We start from the raw sequence: 12,864 nt of genomic DNA, 5'->3' as shown, positions 1-12,864 counted from the left end.
CCTCCATGCCCACCCGCCCGCTGCTGTCGCGTGACTTCGTGCTGGTCACGGTCGCTGCCGCCTTCTTGATGGTGTCCTTCGGGGCCACCCTCCCGGTGCTGCCCCGCTATGTGGCGGGTCCCCTCGAGGGCGGCGACCTGGCGGTGGGCGTCGTCGTCGGGTCCTTCGCCGTCTCGGCGATCGTGCTGCGTCCCCTGATCGGATACCTCGGCGATCAGCGCGGTCGGCGGTTCCTGATCGTCGCCGGGGCGGCGATCGTCAGCGTCGGCATGCTGGCCCACGTCCCGTCGGGGTCGGTGGTGCCCCTCGTGGCGGCGCGGCTGCTGGTCGGCGCCGGTCAGGGCACCATGTTCGTCGGGGCAGCCACCCTGGTGAACGACCTTGCTCCACCCGATCGGCGTGGGCAGGCGGCGAGCTACTTCTCGGTCGCGATCTACACCGGGCTCGGGCTCGGTCCCTTCGCCGGCGAGACGCTGTTGCGGGCCACCAGCTACGACGTGGTGTGGTTGGCGGTCGCGGCCGGGACGGGTGTCACCGCGCTCCTCGGGCTCCTGCTGCCGCGCTCGCTGCCGGTGATCGACCAGGATGCGCCACCACCGGTGCCACGGACCGGGTTCGCCAAGCTGTTGCACCCCGACGGTCTCGGCCCGGGGGTGGTGCTGTTCCTCGGCATGGTGGGCTTCATCGGGTTCAACACCTTCGTTCCTCTCTATGGCGAGGAGATCGGCATGTCCGACGTCGCCGGGGTGTTCTTGACCTACGCCATCGTCGTGTTGGTGGTTCGCATCGCCGGGAGCCGGCTACCCGACGTCTACGGTCCGGTCGTCATCGGCACGGTAGGGCTGGCGGCGGGCGCCGTCGGACTGGTCGGGATCGCCGCGTGGCAGGCGCCGGTCGGGCTCTACCTGTTCACCGTGGTCCTGGCCGCCGGATCGGCGTTGATCTACCCGGCCCTGATGGCGGCCGCGGTGAACTCGGCACCCGACAACGAGCGCTCCGCGGTGGTCGCCACCTTCACCATGTTCTTCGAGGTGGCCACGGCGGGCGGCGGTGCGGTGCTCGGGCTGGTGGCATCGCAGACCTCCTACGCCGGAGCCTTCGTCGCCGCGTCCTGCTTCTCCGTGGTCGGGCTCGCCATGTTGCACGGCTACCTCCGTCCCCGGCTGGCGGTAAGGTCGGCCCATGTCTGAGCCCATGAAGCCACGCGTCGAGGTTCCCACCGGCGAGGCACCCCCCAGCGAGCTCACGGTCGAAGACCTCCAGGTCGGCGACGGGTCCGAAGCCGCGGCGGGACAGCAGGTCGAGGTCCACTACGTGGGGGTGGCCTGGAGCGACGGTCAGCAGTTCGACGCCTCGTGGGACCGCAACGACCCGTTCACCTTCGGGTTGGGTCAGGGCCAGGTCATCGCCGGCTGGGATCAGGGTGTCACCGGGATGAAGGTGGGGGGTCGCCGGCGCATCACGATCCCGCCCCACCTCGGGTACGGCGAACGGGGAGCGGGTGGGGTCATCAAGGGCGGCGAGACCCTCGTCTTCGTCGTCGACCTGCTCGCCGTGCGCTGACGCCACATCGAGCGCCGAGCAGCGGCCACACTGGCGGGATGGACGCATACGAGGCCATCATCACCAAGCGCGACACCCGCTCGTATCTCGACGAGCCCGTCGATCCGGAGGTGCTCGACCGGGTCCTGCGGGCAGCACGCATGGCGGGCAGCGCCAAGAACGCACAGCTCACCCGCCTGGTGGCGGTGACCGACGGCGCCACCAGAACGGCGCTGACCGAGTGCGGAGACTTCACGTCGTGGATCGATGCGGCGCCGGTCGTGATCGTGCTGGTGGCCCCGGTGGAGGAGGGGCGGCTGTTCGACCTCGGGCGCATGGCCCAGAACCTCATGGTGGCGGCCAACGCCGAGGGGTTGGCCACCTGCCCGGTCACCTTCCACCACCAGGATCGCCTGCGCCCGGCGCTCGGCCTCCCCGACGACATGGAGGGACCGATGGCGGTCGCCCTTGGTTGGCCCGGGCCCGTGAACGAAAGCCGGCAGCGGGCGCCCAGGCTCCCGCTCGATGAACTGGTCCATCGCGAACGGTGGTGACAACCACTCGCTGTACAGCGTAAGGTGTGTCGCATGACACGTGAGAGTGACCTGCTGCGCCGTACCGATGTCAACGACATCGACGAGATCCTGGCCATCACCAACACCGACGTGACCGAGGCGATCCACGCCGTGCGCGACAACGCGTCGGCCATCTTCACCTGGGACTACGAGAAGGGCGCACGCCCCGCGCTCAACAAGCTCTACGAGAAGGCCAAGACCGCCCAGTGGAACGGCGAGACCGACCTGGACTGGTCGATCGAGGTCGACCCCGAGAAGTGGTTCTCCGGTGGCACCGTCGACCCGCGCTTCGGTCCCGACGGGTACCTCGCGCAGCTGCCCAACTCCCCGGTCAAGAACTGGGACGACCAGCAGTGGGGCGAGCTGGCCACCGAGTCGCTCACCTGGCGCATGAGCCAGTTCCTCCACGGCGAGCAGGGCGCGCTGCTCTGCACCGCCAAGATCGTCGAGACCGTCCCGTGGATCGACGCCAAGTACTACGCCGCCACCCAGGTCATGGACGAGGCCCGCCACGTCGAGGTGTTCGCCAAGTACCTCGACACCAAGGTGCACGACCACTACCCGATCAACATCCACCTCAAGACGCTGCTCGACGACATCATCGCCGACAGCCGGTGGGACATGACCTACCTGGGCATGCAGATCATGGTCGAGGGGCTCGCCCTGGCCGCCTTCGGTTTCATGTACCAGCTCACCGAGGAGCCACTGCTCAAGCAGCTGCTGCGCTATGTGATGGCCGACGAGGCCCGCCACGTGGCGTTCGGGGTCCTGTCGCTGAAGGAGTACTACGGCGGGCTCGACGAGGCCGAGATCCGCGAACGTCAGGAGTTCGCCTTCGAGGCGGCGCTGCGCATGCGCGACCGGTTCCTCCAGCAGGAGGTGTGGGAGCGCATGGGCGTCCCGGTCAAGCCGCTGGTCAAGGGACTCGTCGACATCCCCCAGGAGGAGAACATCTTCCAGCAGATGCTGTTCTCCAAGATCGTGCCGAACTGCAAGAAGCTCGGCCTGCTCGACGCGGGCGACGCCTGGCTGCGCCGCCGGTTCGAGGAGATCGGTGTCATCCAGTTCGAGGACTGGGTCGACACCGGCGAGGAGTACGAGCAGTTCGACGCGGTCAGCCAGGACCGGGAAGCCGCCACCGGCAGCTGAGCCGCTACGGTCGCTCCGCGTGAGCGACCCTCTCGACATCCGCCCGGTCTTCGCCGCTCGCCCGGCGCGCCCCTACACGAGCCACGTGGTGCTGCCGAGGGCGTTCACCGCCCGCCAGTGCGAGCGGATCGTGGCACTCGGCGAGTCCTACGGTGCCGACGCGGCCCGGCTGGCCAGCGACGAGCCCATCGACTCCACGCTGCGCCTCGCCCGGGTGGCCTGGATCCCGCCCGAGCCCGACACCGCATGGCTCTACGACAAGCTGGCGGTGCTGGCCACACGGGCCAACCGCAGCTATGGCTTCGATCTGACCGGATTCGGCGAGGACCTCCAGTACACGGTCTATGACGAGCCGGGGGCGTTCTACACCTGGCACCAGGACGGGCTGACCGGCGATGTGGCCAGCCGGAAGCTGGCCATGGTCGTCCAGCTCTCGGATCCCGCCACCTACCGGGGTGCCGACCTGGAGCTGTTCGACACGGTCGCCGACCTGAGCGCCGACGAGCTGGCGGACTCGAACCTCGAGCGGCGACAACAGGGCACGGTCATCGCCTTCCCCGCGTTCGAGTACCACCGGGTGACACCGCTGGTGTCGGGCGTCCGGCGCTCGCTGGTGGTGTGGGTGAGCGGCCCGCCGTTCCGCTGAGCTCTCCCTGGTCGAGGTCGTCGCCACCGGAAAAGGTTGCGGACCGGTAACTTGTGTGGGAGTCTCGCGGTGGCGAGCGGGGCGCACGGGGTGTCTCTGGTCGGCGTGGAGTTCGGGCGGCTGGTGCCTGGGCGTGAGGTTCGGGGGGACCGGGGTGGCGAGTGGTGGGACTTTGAGGTTGGCGGGTTGGCGCGCGCGTCGGTCGCTGGTGGTGCTGGTGGTGGGGGCGTTGCTGGCGTCGCTGTTGGCGGTCGCGCCGTCGCCGGTCGACGCGCAGGAGGATCCTGGTGGCGGCGCCGGTTCTGGTTCGGCGTTGAGGGTCGATGTCGACCCGGTGGGCGAGGTGGACGACGGGGCCGCCGTGGTCGAGGGTGCGGTTCATGTTGGCGGTGAGGAGGTGGTCATCGACACCTCGGCGGTGTTGGTGTTCGATGTTTCGGGTTCGGCTCGCTGGGATGCTGCGGACTGCAACGGCGATGGGTCGGTGGATTCGATGTTGAGCTGTGAGCGTGAGGCGATGCGGGTCTTTGTCGAGGCGGCGGCTGAGGTGGGGTCGGTGGGCGAGGTCGCGGCGGTGGCGTTCGGGTCGCGGGCTCGGACCGCCGATGTCGATCCGGCGTCTGGGGTCCAGGTGTTCACCGCTGCTGGTGCTGACGACGACGAGTCGGGCACCTCTGATGTGTTGGAGGCGATCTTCTCGATGGGTGTGGGTGGGCGGTTCACCCAGTTCACCCGCACCGGGCGTACCTCGACCGCGACGAACATCGGAGCAGGGATCGCCCAGGCGTGCTCGGCGCTGTCGGGGGCGTCGTATCCGAACCATCTGGTGGTGCTTCTCTCTGATGGTGAGTCGAACAGACCGGTTCGAGCGTGGCGAACGTGCTGCCGTGCGCCGACTCGGCTGATGCGGTGTTCCAGACCTTCGCGGTGGGACAGGGCGTGGACTGCGACACCGGGTCGAGTGGTCGCGGGTCGCTTGCGCGACATTGCCGAGCTGACCGATGGGACCTGTGAGTTCGTCGAGGATCCAGGTGTCCTGGCCGATCTGTTGGAGGGCCTGGCACGCCCCGAGCTGCAGCGCCTGGAGGTGTCGGTCAACGGCGGTGAACCGGTCGATGTCTCGGGCTCGGTGGATGTCGAGTTGCCGGTGCGGGGCCCGATCGAGGTGGGGTTCGCCCACCTGGTCGAGGGCCTGGACGGCCCGGTGGATGAGATCTGTGTGACCGCGGTGGGCCAGCGCGGTGGCGAGGCGCTGGAGGCCACGACCTGTGTCGAGGTGGTGTCCAACGAGGCGCCGGTGGCTGATGCGGGTGGGGATCTGGTGGTGGTCGAGGGGTCGTTGGTGACCCTGGACGGTTCGGGGTCGTTCGATCCTGATGGGGATCCGTTGTCGTTTGGGTGGTCGTTGGTGTCGGTGTCGGGGCCGCCGGTGGTGTTGTCGTCGGTGACCGAGCCGCAGGTGTCGTTCCTGGCCCTGGACGACGGCGAGTATGTGTTGGAGCTGGCGGTGTCGGATGGTCGGGCGACCTCGACGGATCGGGCTCGGGTCACCGTCACCAACGGCGAGCCGGTGGTGGAGGCCTCGGTGGGTTCGGGTGCCGGTGGCGGCGGGGTGACGATGTTGTCGGGCACCTTCGGTGACCCGGGGCCGGTCGATGTGCATTCGGCGACGGTGGACTGGGGCGACGGGTCGGGGCCGGTGCCGGTCGAGGTGTCGAACCAGGGCACCGGGTGGGGTTCGGTGTATGCCGCCCATGACTACGCGGAGCCGGGTTCGTATGCGGTCACGTTGTCGGTGACCGACGACGACGGTGGTGTCGGCACGGTCGAGGTGGGCACCGCCGAGGTGGTGGCACCGATGGCGGTGTGGGCCACCGGTGATGATTCGCGCAGCATCTCGATCTCGGGATCGAGTTCGACGATCCGGGGCCGTGCCCATGCCAACGGTGGGGTGCGCACGGCGGGGTCCTCGCACGGGTTCGATGGGTTGTTGACCCACGCTGGTCCGCTGTCGCTGGCTGGTGCTCACCACGAGTTCGACCCTGAGCCCCAGCAGACCGGTCCTGCTGATCCGCCGGTTTCGGTGGAGTTGGCTGACTACCGGCCTGGTGGTCGCGCCGCGGTGGCCGCGGGCGCTGACTTTCACGACATGTCGCAGGTGTGTGGGTCGACGTGGTCGCCCGACACGGTGTTGGAGCCGGGCCTGTACTGGGCTCCATGTGATGTCCACATCGCCGGCGCGCACGTGTTCGCGGGTCCGGTCACGATCGCGTCCGAGGGCGAGGTCCGGGTGACCGGCGCCGGCGGTGAGTTCTTCGAGCCGTTCGTCGACGGGGCGTTGTTCGTCGCCGGCGCCGACGGGTGCCGACGCGGTGCGGGTGGCGGGGGCCGGGTCGACGTTCGTGGGTCTGGTGCAGGCCGCGGGTGAGATCCATCTGAACGGGGCCGATCACCGGTTCGTGTGCGGGATGGTCGGCGACTCGATCCGGGTCGCCGGTTCGGGCAACGTGATCGAGGGTGCGGACTGTGCGGCACCGGATCGCACCGCGGTCGCACCCACGGTGGTGCCCGAGCTGTCGGTGGACTACGCGCAGGCGCCGGGTGAGGTGACCCCGGGTGGGGTGGTGGACGCGACGGTCACGGTCGGCAACGACGGTGCCCGCCTGGTCGCCCCGGCGATCGCGGGGGTCGAGAACCTCGGCGACGACTCGCTGGGCGTCACCGGCGGTGATGTGGTGTTGGAGTATCTGCCCGCGGGTGCCACCGGTTGGATGAGCCTCGGGGTGCCGGCGGCGGTTTCGGCCCGTCCGCTGCCCGCGGCCGGAGTGGGCGAACCGGTTGGTTCGGACCCCTTCGCCGGGGTGAGCGTCGATCCGGGGTCGACCGCACTGTGGGCGGTCGAGGTGACCGCCACCATCGATCCCGACACCATGGCCCAGCTGGTCGACCCCGACCAGGTGGCCGGTGTGCGGGTCGTCACCGACCTGGATCTGGACCCGGTGGGGGCGCCGGTGCGGCGCCTGGTGCGGTTCGGTCCCGACCTCGTCGACGACATCCGCGCCGACGCCGGGGTGATCACCGACGCCGAAGCCTTGGTCGTGTTGCCCGACGGGCAGGCGGTGCGGGTCACGCCGGCCGAGGTGGCGGGCTTGGCCGAGCTCGGATCGGGTGCGACCGCGACCGAAGCCTTCGAGGTGGCGGTCCCGGTGCCGGCGGGGCCTGGTGAGACCGAGTCGGCGCAGGCCTATGTTGCTCGCCTCGCCGCCCTCGATGACACGTCGTTGACCGGGGGCGCGTTCGCCATCGGCACCGGCGGGCCGGGTCGCGTGTTGGCCCCGATGGCCTCGGATTCCTCGACCCGGCGGGTCCCGGTGGTGGAGGCCGGCGTCGATGGTCCCGGGGTCGCGACCGCGGGCGACGAGCTGAGCTTCGAGGTGGGGCTGGTCAATCAGGGTTCGGCACCCGCCGACGCGCTGGATGTGACCGCGACCGTTGGCGGCGAACCGGTCGAGGTCACCGACCTGGGCGACACCCTGGCTGCGGGCGGGATCGACACCGCAACCATGGCGGTGACCGTCCCCGCCGATGCCGACACCGGGGTCCTCGACCTCGAAGTCACCATCGGCTGGGAAGGCGCCAACAGCACCGCCTATGGGCCGGTCACGGTCGACCACCCCGTGGAGGTCACCGCTGCTGGGGCGTTGTCGGGGTCGATGGGCTGGTTCCTGCACACCGACAACACCGGCAACGGTCTGGCGAGCCCCGGCGATGTGATCGGCTATGAGGCCACCATCGTCAACGGTGGCGACAGTCCCGCGACCGAGGTCGCGGTCGAGTTGCCGGTCGATCCCGCGTCGGTGCTGGTCTCGGGTTCGGCCACCGCGACCGATGGTGTGGTCACCGAGATCGACGGTGACACGGTGACAGTCGCCGACGCCACCGTCGCGCCCGACGACAGCCTGGTGGTCACCGCGCTGGTGCAGATCCCCACCGGCATCGACGACACGGTGCGGTTCCTCGACGCCCAGGCGACGGTCACCGCGGCGGGTCTCGGGTCGGTGGTGACCGATGACCCGGCGAGGTTCGGGGTCGACCAGCCGACCCGCACCCATCTGGTGCGGCTGGTCCCGGTGCTGCATGTGACGGCCTTCGAACACCTGGCTGTCGACGCGGATGGCAACGGGGTCGCCAGCTCGGGCGACACCGTGGGTTATGTGGCCGAGGTGCTCAACGGCGGCACCGGCGCGGCGACCGACGTGGTCGTGACCTTCGACGCGGACCCCGACACCACCATCGTCGATGCCAGCGCGACCACCGGCGTGGTCACCGTCGCTGATGGTCAGGTGAGCGTCGAGGTCGGCGAGGTGGGCGACGACGAACCCGTCGAGGTCCGGGTCGCGGCGGAGATCGCCGCGGATCTGGTTGCGGGCACCGAACTGGTGGCCGAGTGGGCCGTCGATGCCACCGGTGTGGCCGACACCCCGATCCTCGAGTCGGTGGTGACCGAGCTCGGCGCTGCGGTCGATCCCGGCGAGGGCGGCGAAGGCACCGGTGGTGGGGTCGATGGTCTACCCACTGGTGGCACGGCGGAGATCGTCGGCCTGGTGCCTGCCGATGGTGGAGTGGTGACCGAACCCACCGACGTGTCGGTCGGGACGATCACCCCGGCCGATGGGGAGTCGATCACCGAGTGGATCCTGACCACCTACCCCGCGGGTGTCGACCCCGGTGACGCCACGGTTCTGGCTGAGGGCACCGGCGACCCCTCCGACTCGGTGCTGGCGGTCTTTGATCCGACGACCCGGGCCAATGGCATCTGGACGGTGCGTCTCGAGGTCGTCGATTCGGCGGGGGAGCGCTCGTTCGCGGAGTCGGGACTGGTCATCGACGGGCAACTCAAGCTCGGTCGCTACGCGGTGACCTATGAGGACCTCTCGGTGCCGGTGGCGGGCATCCCGATCCAGGTGCTGCGCACCTACGACACCCTCAACCGCGACACCGAAGGCGACTTCGGGTACGGGTGGAACCTCGAGCTCGCCAACTTCCGGGTCCAGACCAACCGCACCCTCGGGCCTCGGCTCGTGGACCGGCGAATCGTGTGGCGCGGGTCTGGTGTTCGTCCCGTTGTGTTTCACACCCGGTTCGCCGCGGTTTGTGACCGTGACCTGGCCCGATGGGCGCACCGAGACCTTCGATCTGGCTCCGACGGGCAACACGTTCTTTCCCACCACCATGGTGCCCGAGTACACGGCCCGGTCGGGGGCGACCTCGACGTTGTCGCCGGCACCGGGGGACACGTCGGCGGGTCGTGGCACCGACGGGCACATGCGCACCGGCGGGTTCGGCGACGGGCCGGTCTATGACCCGCAACGGTTCGTGCTCACCGCTGCCGATGGGACCGAGTACGTGTTGGATCGCGACACCGGCCTGGTGTCAGCGACCGACCGCAACGGCAACACCATCACCGTCACGCCCGACGGTGTGGTCTCATCCGCGGGTCCCGGCATCGCCTTCGAACGCGACGCCCGAGGGCCGTATCGACGCGGTGGTGGGCCCTGATGGGGCGACGGTCGCCTATGGCTATGACGACGCGGGGGATCTGGTCGAGGTGACCGATCCCAACACCAACACCACCACCCACGCCTATGAGGAGCATTTCCTGGTCGAGACACTGGATCCGGTCGGTGAGCCGTGGCGGCGCCTGGACTATGACCCCGACACCGGCCAGCTGACCGGGATCACCGACGCCAACGGGAACACCACCGCGATCGCCACCGATGTGGGTGAGCGCACCCAGGTGGTGACCAGCCCCGACGGGCGACTCACCACCATCTCCAGCTTCGACGAACGCGGCAACGAACTGGTGCGTGACGAGATCGCCGACGGCGTCTCACACCCCACCACCTTCGCCTACAGCGACGACGGGCTGGATCTGATCACGAGCCGCACCGACCCCGAAGGCAACACCTGGGTCGGCGACTACGACACCGACGGCAACCTCGTTCGGTTCGTCGATGCCGAGGACCACGAAACCCTCATCGACTACGACAGCTTCGGGTTCCCGACCCGGATCGTCGACGCGGCGGGTGGTGTGACCCGATTCGACTACGACGAGTTCGGGAACCTGGTGGGGTTGGTCGACGCGGTCGAGGGTGAGACCACCTTCGGCTACGACGCCCGCGGCAACCGGGTGGAGCGGATCGACGCGGCTGGTGACCCGACGAGCTGGACCTACACCTCTCAGGGCTGGGTGGCGTCGCGCACCTCCGGTGAGGGCCATGTCACCCGTTGGGCCTATGACGCGGCGGGTCGGGTGGTCACCGAGACCGGTGAGACCACTGGTGCGACCACGACGTGGGCCTATGACCGGGTCGGCAACCTGGTGGGCCGCACCGACCCGGAGGGAAACACCACCAGCTGGGACTACGACCCCGCCGATCGGGTGGTGGCAGAGACCGATCCCGCCGGCCACACCACCACATATCGCCATGACCCGGTCGGCAACCTGGTCGAGACCACCGACGCGTTGTCGAACTCGACCACCTTCGACTACGACCAGGCGGGTCGTCTGGTGTCGCGGGTCGATCCGTTGGGCCATGAGACCGCTTGGGTCTATGACGGTGCGGGTCGGGTCGTCGAGGAGATCGACGCTCGCGGTGGTGTGACCGGGTTCGGGTATGACTTGGCGGGGCGGCGGACCTCGGTGAGTGCCCCCGAACGCGGCACCACCACCCTCGGGTTGGATGGCAACGGTCGGGTGGTGGCCGAGACCAACGCCGAGGACGAGACCACCAGCTTCGGGTTCGATCCGATGGGTCGCCTCGTGTCACAGCTCGACCCGTCGGGCCGTGAGACCCGTTGGGTGTTCGATCTGGCGGGCCGGTTGGTCGAGGTCGACGGGCCAGGGACCTCGGTCACCGCGTATGGGTATGACCCGGCGGGGCGGATGACCTCGATCATCGACGCCACCGACGCGGAGACGACCTTCGGGTATGACCGCGATGGCAATCAGGTGTCGGTGACCGACCCGCTGGAACGGACCACGACCCGCGAGTTCGACTCCGCCGGCCGGGTCATCTCGGTCACCAACCCCGCCGGCAGCACCACGAGCCATGTCTATGACCTGGCCGGACGCCTCACCCGCACGACGGGCCCAGATGGTGACTGGGTCGAACACACCTACGACCCACGCGGGCTGGTGGTCGCCACCACCGACGCGTTGGGCAACACCACCAGCATCGACTACGACGCAGCCGGTCGCCGGATCACCGAGACCGACCCCAACAACCACCCCACCAGCTACGACTACGACGCGTTGGGTCGCCTCACGTCGATGACCAACGCCTTGGGCGGACAGGTCACATTCGGCTATGACGAGGTCGGCAACCAGGTCTCGATCACCGACCCCAACAACGCCACCCGCGCCTTCGAACACAACCTCGCCGGGGATGTCATCGCCGAGACCGACGCCCTTGATCAGGTCACCACCCACGGCTATGACCTGGCTGGTCGTCGAGTGGCGACCACCGACGCCGGTGGCAACACCACCAGCTTCGACCATGACCCCGCGGGACGCCTGATCAGCGAATCGCGACCCGACGCCGAGATCACCTACAGCTACAGCGCCGAGGGGTGGCGTGATCACATGGTGGATCCGTCTGGGACCACCAGCTGGTCCCACGACCCTGTGGGGCGTGTCACCGAGGTGGCGAGCGCCGCGGGCACCATCACCTACGCCTACGACCCTGCCGGGCAGCTCACCGACATGTCAGGCCCGATGGGGTCGGTCTCCTACACCTATGACCCAGCCGGGCAGGTGGCGACGCTCACCAACAGCTTGGGCACCACCAACTACACCTGGACTCCCGGCGGCCGTCAAGGGGCGATCACCCGCCCCAACGGCACCACCACCAGCCACAGCTACGACCCCGCTGGCCGTCTCGTGGGGATCGACCACATCGGCCCCGACGGTCCGATCGCCTCCTTCGATTACACGTTGGATGCGGCGGGGAACCGGGTCGGGGTCGACACCCTGGCTGGCACCGAGACCTACACACTCGACGAGCTCAACCGGATCACCGACGCGACCTACGCGGATGGCACCAGCGAGAGCTTCGCCTATGACTCCGCCGGGAACCGCACCAGCCACACCGGCCCCGACGGGACCACCACCTACACCTACGACCCCGCCGGACAGCTCGTCTCCTCAAACGGTCCTGACGGTGACCTGACCTACACCCATGATCCGGTGGGGCGCCTCACCGGAATCAGCAACGGCACCACCTACACCTATGACACTGCCGGTGAGCTCACCGAAGCCACCATCGACGGGACCACCCACACCTACACCTACGACGCCGACGGGATCCGCGTCGGCGTGGACGGCCAGCACCAGCTCTGGGACCGCAACCGGTCGCTGCCGATGCTCGTCGACGACGGCCAAGCCCACACCTGGGGACCCGACGCCCAGCTGCTCACCACCGGCGACCAGTGGGCGCATGCCGATGCGCTCGGCTCGATCCGAGCCCACACCGACACCACCGGCACCGCCACGATCAGCATCGACTACCGGGCCTTCGGTCAACCCACCAGCGGCTGGGACAGCTTCGGCTACACCGGCGGCATCCACGACCCCACCGGGATGATCCACCTCCGAGCCCGCCAACTCGACCCTGCACTGGGACGGTTCACCACCCGAGACCCCATACAGCCCGGAGCCCCCGGCACCGGTGGCTACAACCACTACACCTACGTAGCCAACAACCCCACCACCTGGACCGACCCCACCGGCATGTCAGTGCCGGGCTACACCAAGACCCTCGAGCCGACTCGACGTACGGCGCCAGTTGCCGCCGTCGTGGCAACGGGGGTCATCGGCATCATTGGACAGGTCCTAGCCACGATCTTTCATAGCGAGCCGGTCTTGGCTCGCGAAAAGCCCTCCTGACCTGG

Annotated in this window: 9 protein-coding genes; all 9 read left to right on the top strand. The window is 69.0% G+C overall.

Translation table 11 applies throughout. The features are described 5' to 3' along the window. The first annotated feature begins 5 nt into the window (after positions 1-5). Positions 6-1,190: an MFS transporter gene (locus tag U5K29_10970; protein ID MDZ7679062.1), complete on the top strand. Its 1,185-nt coding sequence runs from the start codon at positions 6-8 to the stop codon at positions 1,188-1,190. Further along, positions 1,183-1,563, top strand: coding sequence for an FKBP-type peptidyl-prolyl cis-trans isomerase (locus U5K29_10965; protein ID MDZ7679061.1), 381 nt, complete (start codon positions 1,183-1,185; stop codon positions 1,561-1,563). Before U5K29_10970 ends, U5K29_10965 begins: the two co-directional genes overlap by 8 nt. A 38-nt stretch (positions 1,564-1,601) precedes the next feature. Next, entirely contained in the window at positions 1,602-2,096 is a 495-nt protein-coding gene (locus U5K29_10960; GenBank protein ID MDZ7679060.1) for a nitroreductase family protein, read from the top strand. Between the two features lie 33 nt (positions 2,097-2,129). Continuing rightward, positions 2,130-3,266 carry a ferritin-like domain-containing protein gene (locus tag U5K29_10955; GenBank protein ID MDZ7679059.1) on the top strand — a complete coding sequence of 379 codons (1,137 nt, stop codon included), beginning with the start codon at positions 2,130-2,132 and terminating at the stop codon, positions 3,264-3,266. Positions 3,267-3,285: 19 nt separating this feature from the next. Continuing rightward, the gene (locus tag U5K29_10950) at positions 3,286-3,912 is read left to right on the top strand and encodes a 2OG-Fe(II) oxygenase (GenBank protein ID MDZ7679058.1); all 627 of its coding nucleotides are present in this window, start codon (positions 3,286-3,288) and stop codon (positions 3,910-3,912) included. 178 nt (positions 3,913-4,090) lie between these two features. Further along, positions 4,091-6,340: a PKD domain-containing protein gene (locus tag U5K29_10945; protein MDZ7679057.1), complete on the top strand. Its 2,250-nt coding sequence runs from the start codon at positions 4,091-4,093 to the stop codon at positions 6,338-6,340. Beyond that, positions 6,285-9,275 (top strand): hypothetical protein, encoded by a 2,991-nt coding sequence (locus U5K29_10940; GenBank protein ID MDZ7679056.1) that lies wholly within the window; start codon positions 6,285-6,287, stop codon positions 9,273-9,275. The genes U5K29_10945 and U5K29_10940 overlap by 56 nt, the downstream gene beginning before the upstream one ends. After that, positions 9,238-9,471 (top strand): hypothetical protein, encoded by a 234-nt coding sequence (locus U5K29_10935; GenBank protein MDZ7679055.1) that lies wholly within the window; start codon positions 9,238-9,240, stop codon positions 9,469-9,471. The genes U5K29_10940 and U5K29_10935 overlap by 38 nt, the downstream gene beginning before the upstream one ends. Further along, the gene (locus tag U5K29_10930; GenBank protein ID MDZ7679054.1) at positions 9,461-12,859 is read left to right on the top strand and encodes an RHS repeat-associated core domain-containing protein; all 3,399 of its coding nucleotides are present in this window, start codon (positions 9,461-9,463) and stop codon (positions 12,857-12,859) included. Before U5K29_10935 ends, U5K29_10930 begins: the two co-directional genes overlap by 11 nt. The last annotated feature ends 5 nt before the right edge of the window (positions 12,860-12,864 follow it).

It is taken from the genome of Acidimicrobiales bacterium, from assembly GCA_034521975.1.
In the GTDB taxonomy this organism is placed as follows: domain Bacteria; phylum Actinomycetota; class Acidimicrobiia; order Acidimicrobiales; family SKKL01; genus SKKL01.
Note: the sequence above shows the minus strand (reverse complement) of the source record. Positions and strands in the feature narration are given on the sequence as shown.

What these genes read in the sequence shown, in the direction of transcription:
- U5K29_10935 (MDZ7679055.1), top strand. Translation starts at nt 9,238, where the DNA reads ATGCGCACCGGCGGGTTCGGCGACGGGCCGGTCTATGACCCGCAACGG.
- U5K29_10960 (MDZ7679060.1), top strand. Translation starts at nt 1,602, where the DNA reads ATGGACGCATACGAGGCCATCATCACCAAGCGCGACACCCGCTCGTAT.
- U5K29_10965 (MDZ7679061.1), top strand. Translation starts at nt 1,183, where the DNA reads ATGTCTGAGCCCATGAAGCCACGCGTCGAGGTTCCCACCGGCGAGGCA.
- U5K29_10955 (MDZ7679059.1), top strand. Translation starts at nt 2,130, where the DNA reads ATGACACGTGAGAGTGACCTGCTGCGCCGTACCGATGTCAACGACATC.
- U5K29_10970 (MDZ7679062.1), top strand. Translation starts at nt 6, where the DNA reads ATGCCCACCCGCCCGCTGCTGTCGCGTGACTTCGTGCTGGTCACGGTC.